At 75.1% G+C, this 16,194-nt stretch carries 17 protein-coding genes; 12 read left to right on the forward strand and 5 right to left on the reverse strand.

Translation table 11 applies throughout. From position 1 onward, the window contains the following. Positions 1–2 precede the first annotated feature (2 nt). From ACH4PU_RS27770 to ACH4PU_RS27785, 4 genes are read left to right on the forward strand one after another with little or no spacing between them, the layout of a single operon-like run. Positions 3–1,508 carry an FAD-binding oxidoreductase gene (locus tag ACH4PU_RS27770; RefSeq protein WP_398277606.1) on the forward strand — a complete coding sequence of 502 codons (1,506 nt, stop codon included), beginning with the start codon at positions 3–5 and terminating at the stop codon, positions 1,506–1,508. A gap of 12 nt (positions 1,509–1,520) precedes the next feature. Then, on the forward strand, positions 1,521–2,027 hold the full coding sequence (locus tag ACH4PU_RS27775; protein WP_398277609.1) for a cupin domain-containing protein: 507 nt from the start codon (positions 1,521–1,523) through the stop codon (positions 2,025–2,027). A gap of 41 nt (positions 2,028–2,068) precedes the next feature. Beyond that, positions 2,069–2,617: a flavin reductase family protein gene (locus tag ACH4PU_RS27780; RefSeq protein ID WP_398277612.1), complete on the forward strand. Its 549-nt coding sequence runs from the start codon at positions 2,069–2,071 to the stop codon at positions 2,615–2,617. Positions 2,618–2,667: 50 nt separating this feature from the next. Next, complete coding sequence (locus ACH4PU_RS27785) at positions 2,668–3,078, forward strand: nitroreductase family deazaflavin-dependent oxidoreductase (protein ID WP_398277615.1); 411 nt, start codon at positions 2,668–2,670, stop codon at positions 3,076–3,078. Positions 3,079–3,114: 36 nt separating this feature from the next. On the opposite strand, the gene sigJ is transcribed toward ACH4PU_RS27785, so the two are convergent. Beyond that, positions 3,115–4,116: an RNA polymerase sigma factor SigJ gene (gene sigJ / locus ACH4PU_RS27790; protein WP_398277618.1), complete on the reverse strand. Its 1,002-nt coding sequence runs from the start codon at positions 4,114–4,116 to the stop codon at positions 3,115–3,117. A 217-nt stretch (positions 4,117–4,333) separates the two neighbouring features. Between sigJ and ACH4PU_RS27795 the strand changes: the two genes are divergently transcribed. Both ACH4PU_RS27795 and ACH4PU_RS27800 read left to right on the forward strand, forming a co-directional pair. Next, positions 4,334–4,963 (forward strand): hemerythrin domain-containing protein, encoded by a 630-nt coding sequence (locus ACH4PU_RS27795; protein WP_398277621.1) that lies wholly within the window; start codon positions 4,334–4,336, stop codon positions 4,961–4,963. Between the two features lie 262 nt (positions 4,964–5,225). Next, positions 5,226–6,194: a helix-turn-helix domain-containing protein gene (locus ACH4PU_RS27800; RefSeq protein WP_398277624.1), complete on the forward strand. Its 969-nt coding sequence runs from the start codon at positions 5,226–5,228 to the stop codon at positions 6,192–6,194. 37 nt (positions 6,195–6,231) lie between these two features. Here the strand turns inward: ACH4PU_RS27800 and ACH4PU_RS27805 are convergent, their stop codons facing one another. Continuing rightward, on the reverse strand, positions 6,232–7,518 hold the full coding sequence (locus ACH4PU_RS27805) for a cation:proton antiporter (protein WP_398277627.1): 1,287 nt from the start codon (positions 7,516–7,518) through the stop codon (positions 6,232–6,234). Between the two features lie 566 nt (positions 7,519–8,084). Between ACH4PU_RS27805 and ACH4PU_RS27810 the strand changes: the two genes are divergently transcribed. The 4 genes from ACH4PU_RS27810 (at position 8,085) to ACH4PU_RS27825 (ending at position 11,134) form a co-directional block, all read left to right on the forward strand. After that, positions 8,085–8,285 (forward strand): hypothetical protein, encoded by a 201-nt coding sequence (locus ACH4PU_RS27810; protein ID WP_398277630.1) that lies wholly within the window; start codon positions 8,085–8,087, stop codon positions 8,283–8,285. Between the two features lie 51 nt (positions 8,286–8,336). Then, a complete protein-coding gene (locus tag ACH4PU_RS27815) occupies positions 8,337–8,510 on the forward strand; it encodes a hypothetical protein (protein ID WP_398277633.1) in 174 nt (57 codons plus the stop codon). A gap of 253 nt (positions 8,511–8,763) precedes the next feature. Then, a complete protein-coding gene (locus tag ACH4PU_RS27820; protein ID WP_398277636.1) occupies positions 8,764–10,434 on the forward strand; it encodes a sensor histidine kinase in 1,671 nt (556 codons plus the stop codon). Between the two features lie 46 nt (positions 10,435–10,480). Continuing rightward, complete coding sequence (locus tag ACH4PU_RS27825) at positions 10,481–11,134, forward strand: response regulator (protein WP_398277639.1); 654 nt, start codon at positions 10,481–10,483, stop codon at positions 11,132–11,134. Positions 11,135–11,165: 31 nt separating this feature from the next. Here ACH4PU_RS27825 and ACH4PU_RS27830 read toward each other — a convergent pair whose 3' ends face one another. Continuing rightward, on the reverse strand, positions 11,166–11,816 hold the full coding sequence (locus ACH4PU_RS27830; protein WP_398277642.1) for an alpha-ketoglutarate-dependent dioxygenase AlkB: 651 nt from the start codon (positions 11,814–11,816) through the stop codon (positions 11,166–11,168). Positions 11,817–12,014: 198 nt separating this feature from the next. On the opposite strand from ACH4PU_RS27830, the gene ACH4PU_RS27835 reads away from it, so the two are divergent. Further along, positions 12,015–13,187, forward strand: a complete 1,173-nt coding sequence (locus ACH4PU_RS27835) for a serine hydrolase domain-containing protein (RefSeq protein WP_398277644.1) — start codon at positions 12,015–12,017, stop codon at positions 13,185–13,187. A 24-nt stretch (positions 13,188–13,211) separates the two neighbouring features. On the opposite strand, the gene ACH4PU_RS27840 is transcribed toward ACH4PU_RS27835, so the two are convergent. Further along, positions 13,212–13,907: a hypothetical protein gene (locus ACH4PU_RS27840; RefSeq protein ID WP_398277648.1), complete on the reverse strand. Its 696-nt coding sequence runs from the start codon at positions 13,905–13,907 to the stop codon at positions 13,212–13,214. Positions 13,908–13,985: 78 nt separating this feature from the next. Then, a complete protein-coding gene (locus ACH4PU_RS27845) occupies positions 13,986–14,567 on the reverse strand; it encodes a TIGR03086 family metal-binding protein (RefSeq protein ID WP_398277651.1) in 582 nt (193 codons plus the stop codon). A 735-nt stretch (positions 14,568–15,302) separates the two neighbouring features. On the opposite strand from ACH4PU_RS27845, the gene ACH4PU_RS27850 reads away from it, so the two are divergent. After that, positions 15,303–16,190: a universal stress protein gene (locus ACH4PU_RS27850; RefSeq protein WP_398277654.1), complete on the forward strand. Its 888-nt coding sequence runs from the start codon at positions 15,303–15,305 to the stop codon at positions 16,188–16,190. The last annotated feature ends 4 nt before the right edge of the window (positions 16,191–16,194 follow it).

The raw sequence follows: 16,194 nt of genomic DNA on the forward strand, positions 1-16,194 counted from the left end.
CGATGATCGGCCGAAGAGCGGTGCTGGGCGCCGCGACCGCCCTGCCCGCGGCCCTCGCGCTGCCCGCCGCCCGGGCGGGCACCCGCGACACCACCCCCTGGGAGCGCCTCCGCCGCCGACTGCGCGGCGACCTCGTCCTCCCCGGCGACGCGGGCTACGCCACGGCCCGGCAACTGGACCTCGCGCAGTTCGACGGCGTCGCCCCGCGAGCCGTCGCCTACTGCGCCGGGCCCGAGGACGCGGCGCTGTGCCTCGCGTTCGTCCAGGACCACCGGCTGCCGCTCGCCGTGCGCAGCGGCGGGCACAGCGCCGGCGGCTACTCCACGACCACGGGACTCGTCCTCGACGTGTCCCGGCTGAACCGGATCGCCCTCGACGGCCGCACCGTCACCCTGGGGGCCGGCGCGCAGAACGTCGACGTCCTGACCGCGCTGGCCCCGCACGGGCTCGCGGCCGTCGGCGGCGCCTGCCCGACCGTGGCGGCCGGCGGCTTCCTCCAGGGCGGCGGCCTCGGCTTCCTCACCCCGCGCCTCGGCATGGCCTGCGACGCCCTGGAGTCGGCCGAGCTCGTCCTCGCCGACGGGCGGACCGTCACGGCCTCGGCGGCCGAACACCCCGACCTGTACTGGGCCCTGCGCGGCGGCGGAGGCGGCAACTTCGGCGTCGTCACCTCCTTCACCCTCCGGCCGTCCGCCCTGTCCCAGGTGTCCACGGCCCGGCTCGGCTACGCGTACGGGGACGCGCTCGACATGCTCGACGGGTACGCGCGCTGGCTCGCCGACGCACCCCGCGCCATCGGCGGCGCCGCGATCGTCGGCCTCGCCGACGCGGCACCCGGCACCCCGCCCGTCCCCTGGATCCTCCTGGTGTCGACCGGAGGACCCGCACAACTGGCGGCCGAGGCCGACCGGCTGGCGTCGCTCACCGGCGCGCCCGCGACACGCGACCACGCCACGCTGCCGTACCGGGACCTGATGCTGGGCGTCTACGGCTGCGCCGCGGGGCCCGTCGAGCAGTGCCACCGGACCGGCACCTCGCCGCAGGGCCGGCTGCCCAGGACCGCCTACGCGGTGGAGCGCAGCCGGCTGTTCCGCGACCCGATGCCGCGCGACGGCTGGGCCCGGCTGCTGGCCCTGTTCGACACCGGGCGGACGGCCGGGCAGAGCCACCAGCTCCAGGTGCTGCCGCTCGGCGGGGCGGTGGGGGACCTGGGCCGCGGGGACACCGCGTTCGTCCACCGCGACAGCCGGTTCACCGTCAACGTCCAGGCGTTCGCACGCCAGGGGCCCGTCTCCCGGGAGCAGGAGGACACCATGCGGCGGTGGGCCGACGCCGGCTTCTCCGTCCTCGACCCGCACTCCGCGGGAGAGACGTACCAGAACTTCGTCGACCCCGCGCTGCGCGACTGGCGGCGGTCCTACTACGCGGAGAACCTGCCGCGGCTCACCCGGATCAAACAGGGCTACGACCCGCACCGGGTCTTCACGTTCGCCCAGGGCATCGCCTGAAAGGGGACCGTCATGACGGAACGGCCGGACGCGTGGGCGCCGCGGGAGAAAGTCGTCCGCCGGGAGGACGTGGAGCCGATCACCTGGGGCGGCGAGGAGTCCGCGCGGATCCTGCTGAGCGCCCGCGACACTGGGGGGCACTACTCGTACTACGAGGTCTCCGTGCCGGCCGGGCAGGGCTCGGTGTACCACCTGCACCACCACATGGACGAGTGCTTCCACGTCACGGAGGGGACGTTCGAGATCACGGTCGGCGGCCGGGTCCACCGGGCACCGGCCGGGACCGTGGTGTTCGGCCCCCGCGGGGTGGCGCACGCCTTCCGCAACACCGGCGCGGACACGGGCCGGATGCTGTGCACCGCGACGCCCGGGGGCATCGAGGCGTTCTTCGAGGACCTGCGGGACCTCGTGGCCTCCTACCCGCCGCCGCAGTGGGCCAACATGCGCCAGCTCGCCGCCGTGCACGGGATCGTCGCCTACGCGCCCGAGGGCGCCCCGCTCGCCGACGACGCCCTCTGACCCCTCTCTGCTCTCTGCCGCACCACCTGTGAGGAGTTCCCATGCCACCCACGGAGAATCCGGCGGTCCCCCGTACGGATCCGGTCGACGCGCGGATGCTGCGGACCGTCTGCGGCCTCTTCGTCACGGGCGTCACCGTGATCACCAGCGGCCGGGACGGCGGCGCCGGCGGCACCACCGTCAACTCCTTCACCTCCGTCTCCCTCGACCCGCCGCTCGTGCTGTTCTGCCTGCACAAGCGGTCGCGGCTGCGGCCCGTGATCGAGGAGAGCGGGGCGTACGTCGTCAACTTCCTCGCCGGGCAGCAGGAATCGCTGGCCCGCTCCTTCGCGGCCCGGGACGCCGGCGCGATCCGGCGCGTGTCCAGCCACCCCTCCGTCACCGGGGTGCCCGTGCTGAGCGAGGCACTGGCCTTCCTCTCCTGCGAGCTGGCCGACACCTTCGACGGCGGGGACCACGCCATCTTCCTCGGCCGGGTCGTCCAGTTGGGGGTGGACCGCGAGAACCAGGACCCCCTCGTCTTCTTCCGCGGCACGCTGGGCGCGCTGGAGGAGGAGGCCGCGGGGCTGCACCCGATCTTCGACGGATGACGGGCCGCCGCCCCCGGCGCACCACGAACCTCACGGAAAAGGAGCTCCCCATGGCCCCCACGACGTCCGCCCCCACCGCCCGGCGGCGGCTCGCCCGGTTCAACCGCGCCGTCGCCAACCGCGTGGTCGCGCCCGTCCTCACCCGGCTGCCGGGCTTCGGCACCGTCCTGCACCGGGGCCGGAAGTCCGGGCGCCCCTACGGCACCCCGGTCAAGGTCTTCCGCGCCGGGAACGCCTACGTCATCTCCCTGCCGTACGGGCCGCGTTCGGACTGGGTCAGGAACGTGCTCGCCGCCGGGGGCTGCGACCTGGTCACCCGGGGCCACCGGGTACGCCTCACCGAGCCCCGGCTGTACGTGGACCGGGTCCAGGCCGGGATCCCGGCCCCGATCCGCGCCGTGCTGAAGCGGATCGGCTGCTTCGACTTCGTCGAGCTGCGTCCCGCGCCCGCACGGCGCTGACCCGGAAGGTCGTCCGCACGGCGCTGACCCGTGAGGTCAGTCGGGCCGGCCGGCCTCCGCCTCTCGTTCCGGCCCGTCGTCGCCCTCGGCGCGCGGGATCCGGGCCAGCTTGTCGGGGTTGGTGACGGCGTAGATGCCGCGCACCTGGTCGCCCCGGGTGCTGAGGTCGAGGACGAGGACGACGTAGGGGGAGTCCTCGGAGAACACCACGGCCGCCGGGTCGCCGTTGACCGCCCGGTAGCGGACGTCCAGGTCGTCCGGGCGGCGGCCGGCGTATCCGGCGAGGAGCCGGACGACCTTGTCCCGCCCGGTGACCGGCCGCAGCCCCGCCGCCCGGACCTTGCCCCCGCCGTCCGTCCACATGGTGACGTCCGGCGCCAGGATCTCCATCAGGTCCGAGAGCTCCCCGCCGAGCGCCGCCGCCAGGAACCGCTCGGTGACCTGCCGCTGGACCTGCGGATCCGCCTGGAAGCGGGGGCGCCGGGCGTGCACGTGCTCCCGCGCCCGGTGCGCCAGCTGCCGGACGGCCGAAGGCGAGCGGTCCAGAATGGCCGCGATCTCGGTGTGGGCGTACCCGAACACCTCGTGCAGCACGAAGACGGCCCGCTCCAGCGGGCTCAGCGTCTCCAGGATCACCAGCAGCGCCATGGACACGGACTCGGCCCGCAGCGCCCGGTCGGCGGCGTCCACGGTCTCCGCCGTCTCCGGCGCGTGGGTGAGCAGCGGCTCCGGCAGCCACGAGCCGACGTACGTCTCCCGGCGGTGGGTGAGCGTCGCCTGGCGGGCCAGCGCCTGGTTCACCGCGATGCGCACCAGATAGGCGCGGGGGTTGTCGATCGTCGCGCCGTCCTGCCGGCGGCTGCGCCGCTCCCACGCCAGCCAGGTCTCCTGGAGCACGTCCTCGGTGTCGGAGACGCTGCCGAGCATGTTGTAGACGATCGAGAACAGCAGCTCCCGGTAGCCGACGAAGACCTCCGTGGTCTCGTCGTCCGCCGGGGCGCCGAAGCCGGCGGCCCCGGACGTCGGCCTGTCGGACATGCGCGGACCTCCCGTGTGACGCGTTCACCGACTGGGATGCCGTCCGCCGCCCCGGATGTGACACCGATCCGCGGGATTCCGGGAAGTGTGGCGTGTGTCACAACCGCGTGCGGCCGTGTCACATCCAGCCGTGCCCGGGGCCTCCTGCTGATGACTCCCCATGACGGCCCCCTCCGGTGCACCCATGAAGAACGCGCTACGAAAGGCACACCACACCATGGCAGTTGAGCGGAAGACGCCGCTGGACTTCACGAACATGTACGCGACGCACGACGCGTTCCGGCGCGACCTGGACCGGCTCGTCACGGCGGTGGAGGAGGGTCGGGCCGGCTCCGCCGGTGTCCGCGCGGGCTGGGAGAACTTCAAGAAGCAGCTCCACCTCCACCACACCGTCGAGGACGCCGAACTCTGGCCCCGCGTCAAACGCGCGGTGACCGGACGCCCCAAGGACCTCGCCCTGATGGCCGAGATGGAGGCCGAACACGCCGAACTCGACCCGCGGCTCGACGCGGTGGACGACGCGCTGGCCCGCGGCCGCGCGGACGGGCTCACGGAGCTCGTCGGCGCCCTGTCCACCGTCCTCCGCGACCATATGGAGCACGAGGAGAAGAGCGCCCTGCCCCTTATCCAGGAGGTGCTGACGGCCAAGGACTGGGACGCCTTCCGCGGCGGCATGGCCCGCGCCCAGGGACCGCGCGGCGCGGCCGTCTACGTCCCCTGGGTCTGCGACGGCGCGCCGGACGAGGACCGGAACCGGTTCCTGGCCGGCATGCCCGCCCCCGTGCGGATGCTCAACCGGGCCTTCTGGGAGGCCGGTTACCGCAAGAAGGGCTTCTGGAAGGGCTGAGCGGCCCGGCGGCGACGAGCGATCCGGCGGGCGGTGGCGGACGGCCGGTTCTCCCCGCCGCCACCGCGCCCCCCTCTGGTCCGGTGGAAGCCGACGGCGTACCGTGCGGCGGAAGGGAGACGGGCACCCCCGTGGTCCGTCCCCCGCCCGTACCCGTTCGGGTACGACGCCGGCCCGCCCCCCAGCATGGGGCGGGAGCGGCGCGGCGGTATTGGACGGATGCGCACTTCCGGGGCGCCCGTCGTCCACGAGGTCTGGGGGGATGGCGCTGAGTACACGGCGGTACGCGCAGCCGTGGGGCAGGATCCTGGTCGCCTCGCGGCGGCCGCACCCCGCCCTCCGCGACACGGTGGTCGAGTACCGGGCGTTCGCCATCGACCCGGCGCGGCGACTGGCCTGGCTGGAGACCCCGATGGCGCTGCCCGCCATCTACCTGAGCATCGGGGAGACCGGCCGGCGGTACCACCCGCCGGGGTGCCCGACCGCCGTCTACGCCGCCCGGACCAGCGCGCTGCGGTTCGTCCCGCCCGGCCCGTGGGAGGGCGCCCAGGTCATGCTGACGCTCGACGGCGCCAACCGGCTCCTCGGGCCCCGCTTATGGGAGTTCGCCGACGTGCTCCCGGACGCCCGGGACGTGCTCGGCCGGCGCCTGCGCGACGTCCCCGAACGGCTCGCCCTCGCCGCCTCCTGGGAGGCGCGGTTCGCCGTCCTCGACGAGGTGTTCCTCGGCCTCGACGTGTCGTACGAGGGCCGGGTGCCCGCCCCGCTGGCCTGGGCGTGGGAGCGGCTGGTGCACGACGGCGACGGCACCCGCATCGCCGACCTCGCCCGGGAGACCGGCTGGAGCCGGCGCCGCCTTCAGCAGGCGTTCCAGCGCCACGTGGGCGTCGCGCCCCGGGACGTGGCCTCCATGACGCGCTTCCGCCGCACCCTCGAGACGCTGGTCCGGGCGCCGGCCGGGCTGCCGCACGCCGTCCTCGCCGCGCACTGCGGCTACTACGACCAGTCGCACCTCATCCGGGAGTTCAAGGCCGTCACCGGCCTCACCCCCGGCGCCCTGAGCGCCGCGCCGGTCCTGGTGCACCCGGCCGCCGGCGGCGCCGCGTACCGGCACGCCTCGGTCGTCGTCGACGACCCCGGGGAACCGCCGGCCCCCGCCGGCACGGCCGCGCGGCCCCCGGACGCTCCCGGGGCCCGCGCGGCCCCGCCGCCCGCCGGCCTGCCGCGCTAGGCGGCGGACGCGGCGGTCCGGCCGCGTGTGTCGCGGCCTAGGCGTCGGCGGCCCGGCCGGACAGCGGGCGGACGTCCGCCGCCTCGCCGGACGTGCGCTGCGCGGGCGGCCCCGGGCGCTTGCGGCCGCGCCGGTCGATGAGCGACAGCAGCGGGCCGGTCATGGCCGTGGTCACCAGGGCCATGACGACCATCAGCGAGTACAACGGCCCGTCCAGCAGCCCCAGTTCCATCCCCACGCCGAGGATGACGAGCTCGGTCAGGCCCCGGGTGTTCATCAGGGCGGCCAGGGTCGCCGACGGGCCGCCGGCCAGGCCCTGCGACCGGGCGCCGAGGTAGGTGCCGCAGAACTTGCCGCCTATCGCGACGGCCAGGATGGCCAGGAGCTCGACGACGCCCTGCGGCCCCACGCCCCGCAGGTCGACCTTGAGGCCGGCCACCACGAAGTAGACCGGCAGCAGCAGGGCCGTCAACTGCTCGGTGCGGCCCGCCAGTTCCTCCCGGACGCGGTCGCTGCCCTCCCGGGGCAGCGCGGCACCGAACAGGAACGCACCGAAGATGTAGTGCATCCCCATGGCCTCGGTCGCCGCGGACGACAGGAGTGCGCCGGTCACGGCGACGGCGAACGCGCGGGAGGTCAGCGCGCCGTCCGGCCCGGCGGGACCGAGCGCCCGGCGCAGCACCGGCCGCAGCAGCACCAGGGCCGCGATGAACGGCAGCAGCAGTGCCGCCCGCCAGTGCCCCTGCCCGCCCGGACCGCCGACGGCCGCCTGTACGGCCGCCAGCGCCGACCAGGCCACGACGTCCACGACGGCCGCCGTCGCCAGGGCCAGCCCTCCGGTCTCCGTCCGGGCCAGCCCGCGGTCGGTGAGGATCCGCGCCAGGACCGGGAAGGCGGTCACCGACACCGAGAGGCCCACGAACACCACGAACGCGGCCCGCTGGTCGGTGGGGTGACCGCGCAGCAGGTAGAAGGCGAGCCCTAACCCGAGGGCGAAGGGCACCAGCGTCGAACCGAGCGCGGCACCGGCCGTGACGCGGGTGCGCCCGCGCAGGGCCCGGTGCTCCAGCTCCAGTCCGACGGTGAACATGAACAGCGCGACGCCTATGTTGGCGAGCGCAGACAGGAACGGCCGTACGTCCGTGGGAAACAGCCGCCCGGCCGGGGCCGCGCCCAGCAGGCTCGGCCCGAGGAGCACCCCGGCGAGGATCTCGCCGACGACGGGCGGCTGACCCACCCGCGCGGCGACGGCGCCCAGAGCGCGGGCCAGGACGAAGATCAGGGCGAGATCGAGGAATAGCCATTGGATGTTCTGGCTCGTCATGCACGTTCCCCCGTAGTCATACCGTGCGGTGAGTGGCTCGCGGGCCAGGCTACCGACGCAGCGTGGCGCCGAGAATGCCTGTCGCACAAGACTGGGGAAATTCCGGAGCGGTGGGTAAGGGGAAAGTCCGGGTGGCACCGGGGTTTGGACGGGGCGGTGCTCGGAACGGACGCTCGCCGGGTGGAGCGGACGTCGGCTCGGCCACGGAAAAGTGAAATACCGCCGGAATGCGGGCGGTATGAACGGGCCGAGTGGGGGCACCTCGGCAAAGGGCCGTGCGGGGAAGCGGAATTCGCCGGGCAATACCCTTGCGGGGGATAGGCGAAAGGGTTGGCGTGCTCCTCCCGCCGCCCTCTCGGCCAGCGCCGGTCGCCGTCTCCGACGGGAAAAGGAGGACACCGCTCCATCTTGTTTCCGGCCGGTAACGGAAGAGGCGAGCGGGCTCTCCGCCACCGCGCCGGGGGCACGGTGCGGTGCCTACGCTGGACGCAAGCGGACGGGAGGTTTCCGCCGCCCCCGCCCGGACAGGCGTACCGACCAAGCGATCACTCGACAGGGGAGGCCCGATGACCAAGAACCCCCGGCAGAGTGCCCTGCGGCGCAGCGGCAAGGGCGCCACCAGCCAGGACTCCGCCGCCGCCAAGGCGGACCCGGACCACAAGGCGGGACCCGGCGGCCCGGAGCGGGCCCACGGCACCGACAAGGGCACCAAGGGCGGCGGCCGCGGCGGCGGCGTCCCGCCCGGCCGGCGGCCCGACCACCCCTGAGCCCCGACACCGGAGACCCCCACCGGAACCGGAGGAAGGAACGCAACGGCCATGCAGCGGCAGAGCGACAAGCACAGCCCCAAGAAGGACGACCAGCTCAAGAAGGAGATGCGGGCCCAGACCCGCACCGGCCGCCCCACCCGCTCGGAGGAGTGGCGCGAGCCCGAGGCCCTGACCCGCGAGGAGGAGACCTCCCCGGAGCGGCGCCCCGCCCGCGACACCTGACCCCACCACCGCGGCGGCCGGGCCCGGGGAACCGTCCCCGCCCGGCCGCCGCCGTGCGCCCGCGTCGCCGGCCGCGCATCCGGAGCGCCCCCTCACCCGGACGGCGTGCGGCGCGCGCGACGCGCCCCCTGATCCAGCCGTCCCTGATCCGGCCGCCCTCGAACCTCCGCCCCTCGAACGTCCGCCTTTCGACGACGCGACCGGCGACTTTCGGCGAACGCGCCGGCCGCGCGCCCCCGCCTAGGCTCGCGGCATGCGCGTGATCAGCAAGGCCCGTGACGTATGGGCGAGGTTCGTCGCACCGGAGCAGTGGACGTGGCGGCGGGTGGTGGGGGAGTCCCTGCTGGCCGCCCTCATGGCGCTGCTCGCGGGCGCCCTGGAGTACGACACCGGGCAGGGCTGGCTCCTCACCGTCCTCTTCGCGGCCGTCACGGCCGCGCTCTCGCTCGCCCGGCGGGTCCTGCCCGCCACGTGCCTGATCGGCGTCGCCGCCCTCACCGGGGCCAACGAGGCCGGACTGCTGCCGCTGCTCGCGGTGGTCGCCTGGTCGGCCGGCCGCAGGATCGAGGGGGCCCTCCGCGCGCTCGCCGTGTGGGCGGCGGCCCTCGCCGCGTTCGAGGCGCTCGTCCTCTGGGACCAGCCGCCGCTGTCGTTCGTCGGCCTCTTCCTCATCCTGCTGTTCCTGTTCACCACCCTCGTCCCCGGCCTGGCCGGCCGCTACTCGTCCCAGCGGCGCGCCCTGCTCGACACCCTCCGGGAACGCAACGCCCAACTGCTGCGCGAGCGCCGGATGGTCGCGGGCCAGGCGCGGATGCGGGAGCGCCAGCGCATCGCCCAGGACATGCACGACAGCCTCGGCCACCAGCTCGCCCTCATCGCCGTCCAGACCGGCGCCCTGGAGGTCTCCCACGGGCTGAGCGACCAGCAGCGCGAGGCCGTCGGCGTGCTGCGCCAGGCGTCCGTCGCCGCCATGCACGAACTCCGGGCCGTCGTCGGCGTCCTCAAGGACGGCACCCCCGAGGACGAGCGCCCCGGCGGCGTGGCCGGCATCGACGGACTGGTGGAGGCGGCCGAGGCCGCGGGCACCCCGGTCCGGCTGGTCCGGTCCGGTGACCCCCGCCCGCTGGGCGCCGCCGCCGACCACGCGGCCTACCGGGTGGTCCAGGAGGGGCTGACCAACGCGTTCAAGCACGCTCCGGGGGCCGAGCTCACCGTCGGACTGCACCACGAGGCCGACTCGCTGGTCGTCGAGGTCGTCAACGGGCCCCCGCCCGAGGGCGCCGCCCCCCGGCCGGCCGCCGTCAGCGGCGGACAGGGCCTCACCGGCCTCCGCGAACGGGCCCGGCTCGCCGGGGGCATGGTGTACGCCGGACCTCTGGAGGACGGCGGCTTCCGCCTCGCCGGACTGCTTCCGTACCACCCGGCTCCGGACGCCGCCGGAACCGAGGAGTCCGACGACGTCTGGCCGCCGGCCGGGGACCTCGCCGGGGACGGCCTGCCCGGCGCCGCCTGGGCCGACCCGCGCGAGGAGCTCAAGAACCTCACCGGCCTGCGCCGGAGCAAGGGCTGCCTGGCCGGGTGCGGCGTCGGCGTGCTGGTCCTGCTCGGCCTGGGCGTCCTGCTCGCCTTCGGCGCCGTGGCGCTCTTCGAGGCGCTGGACAAGTCGCAGGTCGAGCCGGGCACCTACCGGGACGTCAAGGTGGGCAGCCCCGAGTCCGAGGTCCGTGACCGGCTGCCCTCCGGACGGTCCTTCCTGACCTCCGGCCTGGACCGCAAGGGCCCGGCCGCACCGGCCGGCTCGCGGTGCCTGTCGCTGCTGTCCACCGACTCCCCGAAGGACATGGACAAGGACCGCGTGTACCGCTTCTGCTTCCGGGGCGGGAAACTGATCGAAAAGCGCGAGTTCATCGTCAGGAACGACTAGTGAGTGCTCGTGTGGTGACCCTCCGACCGACCTGCGGGAGACCTGCGTGATCCGCGTCCTCATCGCCGACGACGAGCCGCTCATCCGGGCCGGCATCAGGATGATCCTGACCTCGGCCGACGACATCGAGGTCGTGGCCGAGGCGCCCGACGGCAGGGAGGCCGTCGAACTGGCCCGCCGGCACCGGGTGGACGTCGCGCTGGTGGACATCCAGATGCCCGTCATGGACGGCCTCACCGCCCTGGCCGAGCTGGGCAGGACCGCGCCGGAGGTCCGGGTCCTCGTCCTCACCACGTTCGGCCAGCGCGAGAACGTGCTGCGGGCGCTGCGCGACGGCGGGGCCGGCTTCCTGCTGAAGGACTCGGCGCCCGGCGAGCTGATCGGTGCCGTCCGCGCCGCCGCCGCGGGCAACGCCTATCTGTCGCCCGCCGCCACCCGGCACGTCGTCGACTCGTTCGCGTCCGCCCCGGCCGAGGAGCGCGGCGAGGAGGCCAGGGCCCGCGTGGCGGCCCTCGGCGAACGCGAACGCGCGGTGCTCGCCCTGCTCGGCGAGGGCCTGTCCAACGCCGACGCGGGCCGGCGGCTCCATATGAGCGAGGCCACGGTCAAGACCTACGTGAGCAGGATTCTGGCCAAACTGGGGTGCGGCAACCGGGTGCAGGCGGCCCTGGTGGCGCGGGACGCGGGCCTGGGGCGGTAGGACGGCCGCTCAGGGGCCGGCCGCGGCCCGCTCAGGCCACTCCGCTCGGCCGGAACTGCACGCTGATCCGGGGCCCGACCGCCCGCGCGGTCTTCGGTATCGCGTGGTCCCAGGTGCGCTGGCAGCTGCCGCCCATCACCAGCAGGTCGCCGTGGCCGAGCGGCTGCCGGACGCGGGCCGGGCCGCCGCCGCGCGGCCGGAGCAGCAGCGGGCGCGGCGCGCCCAGGGAAAGGATCGCCACCATCGTGTCCTCCGCCGACCCGCGGCCGTGGCGGTCGCCGTGCCAGGCGACGCTGTCCCGGCCGTCCCGGTAGAGGCACAGCCCGAGCGTCCGGAACGGCTCCCGCGGCTCGGCCGCGTAGTGCGCGTCCAGCGCGTCCCTGGCCGCCGTCAGCGCCGGGTGCGGCGGCTCGTCGGCCTCGCCGAAGTAGGCGAGCAGCCGGGGCACGGCCACCTCGGCGTCGTATATGTGCCGCCGCTCGGCGCGCCACGGCACGCCGGTCAGCAGCGCCTCGAACAGTGAGTCGGAGCCGCTCAGCCAGCCGGGGAGCACGTCGATCCAGGCCCCGGACCCCAGCTCCGTCCGGCGGGCCGCGGCGAGCGGGCGCCCGAGGCGGATCTCGTCCGCCGTGTCGAAGAGCGAGCCCTGGAGGGCGACGGCGGGTACGGACGGTGTGGCCATCCCTCCACCGTACGTCGCGAAATCGACATATCGCTGTTTACGGGTGAGGGGTGCGCGAAGGGGACGTACCGCGTATGTGAGGGTGGGCAAGCTGGCTCGAATTCGCCGCCTTCCAAAGGATCTCTTTACCTATACTTCACTCGCCCATGATCATTCCGACGTCACCCCACCGGGGTGACGGGACGGCGAGGATGTGCAATGCCGAAGCTCTCACTCCGGATACGCGGCAAGGCCCTCGGGTTCACCGCAGCCCTGGCGGTCGGCGCCGCGGCCCTCACGGGACCCGCGACCGCCCAGCCCGTCGCCGAGACGAAGGGGTCGCACCAGCAGACGCAGCAGGCCCTGAACGCCCTCCAGGCCGCCGGGATGCCGGGCGTCGCGGCCGGGACCCTGGGCCCGGAGGGGGAGTGGTTCGGCTCCGCCGGCTACGCCGACACCTCCACGCAGCGGAAGCGCACCGCCCAGGACCACATCCGCGCCGGCAGCATCACCAAGACCTTCGTCACCACCGTCATCCTCCAGCTGGAGGCCGAGGGCAAGCTGCGCCTCGACGACTCCGTCGAGCGCTGGCTCCCGGGCCTCCTCCAGGGCAACGGCTACGACGGCAACAAGATCACCATCCGGCAGCTCCTCAACCACACCAGCGGCGTCCACGACATGGTCGAGACCCCGGAGTGGCGCGCGTACATGAACGGGCCCGGCTTCCTGGAGCACCGCTACGAGTACCGCTCGCCCGAGCAGATCGTCGCCATGGGCCTCAAGTACCCGCCCTACTGGGCGCCGGGCGGCGGCTGGCACTACTCCAACACCGGGTTCGTCATCGCCGGCATGATCGTCGAGAAGGCCACCGGCAACCCCTGGGCCCGCGAGGCCGAGCGGCGCATCGTCAAGCCCCTGGGCCTGCGCGAGACCACGTTCCCCGGCACGAACCCGAAGATGCCCGCCCCGCACGCCATCGGCTACTCCAAGCTCTACGCCGAGAAGCCCGGCCCCGAGGTCTACGACGCCACCGAGTACAACCCGGCGTGGTCCGGCGCCACCGGCGAGGTCATCAGCACCACCGGCGACCTCAACCGCTTCTACAGCGCCCTGCTGCGCGGCAAGCTCTTCCCCAAGAAGCAGCTCGACGCGATGCTCACCACCGTCAAGACCGGGCAGCCCTTCGAGTACGGCCTCGGCATGATCGTCCGTTCGCTGTCCTGCGGCGTGAAGGTGTACGGCCATGACGGCATCGTCTGGGGATCGCTCACCAGCACCGCCGTCACCCGGGACGGCAAGCACGCGCTCACCTTCCAGCTGAACGGCGACTGGCTGGAGGACGGCAAGCCGTACGACGACATGTTCCCGGCCGAGTTCTGCGCCAAGGACTGAGCCCGCGCCGAGGAGGGGACGGGGCTACGCGGGATCCCGCCGGTCGCCCGCCAGCAGCAGCTGGGGCACCTGGGTGAACCGCCACCCCGTCCCGTCCCGGGTGAACACCCACACCAGGTCGTAGCGGTCCCCGGGCCACGCGCGCGGCGGGGCCGGACGCACCCGGCCCAGGCCGGCGACGATCCGCGCGATCCGGCGGTGCTCCCACGACACCAGCGTCGCGCCGTGCCGCGCGGCGAGCTCCTTCGCCAGCGCGGCCTCCTGGCCCTGGCCGTACGAGCTGTCGACCGGCTCACCCAGCCGGGCCGCGAGCGGCGCCACCGTCTCGGCCGGCCGCAGCCCCTTGCCGGCGCCGTGCGCGTCCGCCGCGTACACGGCGTCCGGCCGGCGCAGCCCCGGGCGGACCGGCGCACCGCCCTCCGGGGCGAACAGCGGCACCAGCGCGCCGGCCCGCTGCCAGCCGCGTATCAGGAGGGCGTGCGCGTTCCGCACCCCGTCCTCCGTGACGCCGAACGGCGGCTTCCCGTCGCCGTCGTCTTCGGCCGGCTTCTCCGCATGCCGGATGATCATGACGGTGTCGGCGCCGGCCGCCGCCCGGGGCGTCGCCTCCGGGGCGGGCGCCGCGCCGCCGCCTCCGCCGCACGCGGCCACCGCCGCGCCGCAGATCGCCGCCGCGGCCATCCGTCGGAGGCCGGTCCATCGTGATCCGCGTTCGGGCATGAGCCTCTTATATCCGGCCGGGGGACGAGCGGGCCAGACCGCGCCGCCCGCCCGGCACCGGGAACGTCGCACCGGGCGTCACACTGTGCGCCCCAGCCGCGCCAGCAGCCGCGTCCAGTCGTCCGCGCCGGGCGGCGCCGGGACCGGGGCGCCGAACAGGCCGGTCGGCGACAGGTCGTCCCCGTGGGAGCCGAACACCCGCCCGGCCGCCGCCACCAGCGGCTCCGGCGGGCGCTCCGCCGCGCCGATGGCCCGCGACAGGTCCCAGGCGTGCACCACGGCGTCCGCCGTCATCTCCGCGCAGTAGTCCTCCACGGCCGTCTCCCCGTACGACAGCCGTACCGTGCGCTGGAGCGCGCCCCGGGCGCCGAACGCCGCGACGGCGGCCTCGGCCGCGGCGTCCCAGACGGCCGGCGGATCGTCCCCGAGGACGTCGCCGTCCAGCTCGTCGCCGACGTCCTCGACCGACGCGCCGTCCAACAGGCGCGGCACCCATAGCTGTTCGGCCGTGAGGTGGTTCACCAGGTCGCGCACCGTCCACTCCGAACACGGCGTCGGCGCGCCCCACTGGCGCGGCCGGACGGCGTGCACCCGTTCGCCGAACAGGGCCAGCGCCTCCCGGTGCCGGGCCCGCAGCGTGCTGCGTGAGTCCTTGGTCATGCCTCCATGCTCGGCGCGGCCGCCGCACACCGCGAGCGCGGCGGCCTCGGCCGCGCCGGGCGGGCGTGCCGGTGCTTTTGCGGGGCGGGCTCCCGTGCCCCTGGAGTGCCCTGCGGGCTCCCCCAGAGGGGGTACCTCCAGTCCTCAAGTGCCGGACGGGCTGATGGGGCTGCCGGGGGCTGTCCGGTTTCGTCATCGGTGCTCGGCGCTTCGCCGGCCGGCCCGGCGTGCGTCGTCCGTGGTCGGCCGCGGGCTGTTCCTGCGCCGACCGGGCGGGCGTGCCGGTGCTTTCGCGGGGCGGGCTCCCGTGCCCCTGGAGTGCCCTGCGGGCTCCCCCAGAGGGGGTACCTCCAGTCCTCAAGTGCCGGACGGGCTGATGGGGCTGCCCGGGGCTGCTCGGATTCCGTCATCGGTGCGGCCCTTCGCCGGCTGTCCGGCCGTGCTCGTCCGTCGTCGGCAGCGGGCCGCCCGACCCGTCGGCCGCCCGCGCGAGCCACCGGTCGTCGCCGGCCTACCGGGTCACCCGGCCCCGTCGCCAAGCACCGGTCCACCCCTCGTCGGCCGGCCCCGCCGCCCGGGGGTCAGCAGGCCGTGCGGCGCGGTACCTCTCCGGCGCCCCCGGCGGCCTCCGGCCGCCCCCGCGTCGGCCGAACGGACCAGTCGCCGTTCGCGGCCCGTGTCCGGTGGTGCGAGGGTGGCGAGAGTGCCGGCGTGGGGGTGAGGAGGTGGGTGGTGATGGAGCTTCCGCTGGTCGTCGGGGTCGACGGGTCCGTCGGCAGTCTGCGGGCCCTGGACTGGGCCGTGGACGAGGCGGCCCGGCACGACGCGCGGCTGCGCGTCCTCTACGCCTCGCTGTGGGAGCGCTACGAGGGGCGCCTCCCGCCCGAGGGCGAGCCCTCCGACGAGACCCGGGCCGAGGAGACCGTCGCCCCCGCCGCGGCGCGGCACGTACGGGAACGCGACCCGTCGGTGCGCGTCCACGCCGAGACCGTCCCGGAGGAGGCCGTGAACGCCCTCGTCGAGGCGAGCCGGCACGCCGCCGCCGTGATCACCGGCCCGTCCGGCCGGGGCACCTTCACCGGGGTGCTGCTCGGCTCGGTCAGTCTCTCGGTGGCGGCCCGCGCCCACTGCCCGGTGATCGCCGTACGAGGGTCGGAGGACGGACTGCGCGGCTCCCGCGGCCGGGTGCTGGTCGGCGTCGGCGACAGCGAGGAGGCGCCCGCCGCCGTCCGCTTCGCCTTCCGGGAGGCCGCCGCCCGGGGCTGCGAGGTGTACGCCGTCCGCTGCTGGCGGCTGCCCGCCCGGCAGTCCGTGCTCCACTATCCGCTGCCCAGCGACGAGACCCTCGACCACGAGGAGCGGGCCGGCCGCGAGCTGCACGAGGCGCTGCGCGCCGCCGAGGCCGAGTACCCGGGGGTGACCGTGCGCGCGGTCACCGTCGAGGGCCCCGCGCACCGGGTCCTCGTCGCCGCCTCGGACGAGGCCGACCTGCTGGTGGTCGGGGCCGTCCGCCGCCACCACGGGGGCGGCCTCCAGCTCGGCCGGGTCAGCCACACCGCCCTGCACCGGGCGGACTGCCCGGTCGCCGTGGTCCCGGCGGACGGACCGCCGCGCAGTCCGTAACGGA

This window comes from Streptomyces sp. NPDC021100 (assembly GCF_044333095.1).
Lineage (GTDB): Bacteria > Actinomycetota > Actinomycetes > Streptomycetales > Streptomycetaceae > Streptomyces.

Bases quoted from the DNA above. Each gene is read 5' to 3' on its own strand.
- ACH4PU_RS27775 (WP_398277609.1), top strand. From the start codon at position 1,521: ATGACGGAACGGCCGGACGCGTGGGCGCCGCGGGAGAAAGTCGTCCGC.
- ACH4PU_RS27780 (WP_398277612.1), top strand. From the start codon at position 2,069: ATGCCACCCACGGAGAATCCGGCGGTCCCCCGTACGGATCCGGTCGAC.
- ACH4PU_RS27820 (WP_398277636.1), top strand. From the start codon at position 8,764: ATGCGCGTGATCAGCAAGGCCCGTGACGTATGGGCGAGGTTCGTCGCA.
- ACH4PU_RS27810 (WP_398277630.1), top strand. From the start codon at position 8,085: ATGACCAAGAACCCCCGGCAGAGTGCCCTGCGGCGCAGCGGCAAGGGC.
- ACH4PU_RS27800 (WP_398277624.1), top strand. From the start codon at position 5,226: ATGGCGCTGAGTACACGGCGGTACGCGCAGCCGTGGGGCAGGATCCTG.
- ACH4PU_RS27845 (WP_398277651.1), bottom strand. From the start codon at position 14,567: ATGACCAAGGACTCACGCAGCACGCTGCGGGCCCGGCACCGGGAGGCG.
- ACH4PU_RS27830 (WP_398277642.1), bottom strand. From the start codon at position 11,816: ATGGCCACACCGTCCGTACCCGCCGTCGCCCTCCAGGGCTCGCTCTTC.
- ACH4PU_RS27795 (WP_398277621.1), top strand. From the start codon at position 4,334: ATGGCAGTTGAGCGGAAGACGCCGCTGGACTTCACGAACATGTACGCG.
- ACH4PU_RS27770 (WP_398277606.1), top strand. From the start codon at position 3: ATGATCGGCCGAAGAGCGGTGCTGGGCGCCGCGACCGCCCTGCCCGCG.
- ACH4PU_RS27840 (WP_398277648.1), bottom strand. From the start codon at position 13,907: ATGCCCGAACGCGGATCACGATGGACCGGCCTCCGACGGATGGCCGCG.
- ACH4PU_RS27785 (WP_398277615.1), top strand. From the start codon at position 2,668: ATGGCCCCCACGACGTCCGCCCCCACCGCCCGGCGGCGGCTCGCCCGG.
- sigJ (WP_398277618.1), bottom strand. From the start codon at position 4,116: ATGTCCGACAGGCCGACGTCCGGGGCCGCCGGCTTCGGCGCCCCGGCG.
- ACH4PU_RS27805 (WP_398277627.1), bottom strand. From the start codon at position 7,518: ATGACGAGCCAGAACATCCAATGGCTATTCCTCGATCTCGCCCTGATC.
- ACH4PU_RS27835 (WP_398277644.1), top strand. From the start codon at position 12,015: ATGCCGAAGCTCTCACTCCGGATACGCGGCAAGGCCCTCGGGTTCACC.
- ACH4PU_RS27815 (WP_398277633.1), top strand. From the start codon at position 8,337: ATGCAGCGGCAGAGCGACAAGCACAGCCCCAAGAAGGACGACCAGCTC.
- ACH4PU_RS27850 (WP_398277654.1), top strand. From the start codon at position 15,303: ATGGAGCTTCCGCTGGTCGTCGGGGTCGACGGGTCCGTCGGCAGTCTG.